The sequence below is a fragment of the Micromonospora sp. URMC 105 genome (genome assembly GCF_051386295.1).
Lineage (GTDB): Bacteria > Actinomycetota > Actinomycetes > Mycobacteriales > Micromonosporaceae > Micromonospora.
This window is the reverse complement of record NZ_JBPQTL010000248.1, coordinates 1-262: the sequence shown is the minus strand read 5'-3', so window position 1 is coordinate 262 and position 262 is coordinate 1. Positions and strand designations below refer to the sequence as shown.

The window sequence follows — 262 nt, the reverse complement described above, 5'->3', positions numbered from 1 at the left end:
GATCGTCGGGCCCAGTCAGCCGACCGGGTCGATTTTGACGATGCTTGCGGCGTCGCCCGGTCCGCAGTCGTGCGCGGGGTCGGCGGGCCCGATGGTGACCAGCACGGTGGTACCGGCGGCGAAGCTACCCATCCCGGGGCCGTGCAGCGCGTACTGCCGGCCGTCGTCGGTGACCAGGCCGTAGCAGGGCCCGGGGCCACCACGGTTGATCCGCCCGGCGACCACGTTGGTCGGCCGGTTGTCGGTGGGCTTCTTCGGCAGG

At 72.5% G+C, this 262-nt stretch carries 1 pseudogene; it reads right to left on the bottom strand.

Going from position 1 to position 262, the window contains the following annotated elements:
- Window positions 1-15: 15 nt before the first annotated feature.
- A pseudogene (locus tag ACSNN7_RS29165) lies at window positions 16-262 on the bottom strand (hypothetical protein); the annotation flags it as partial.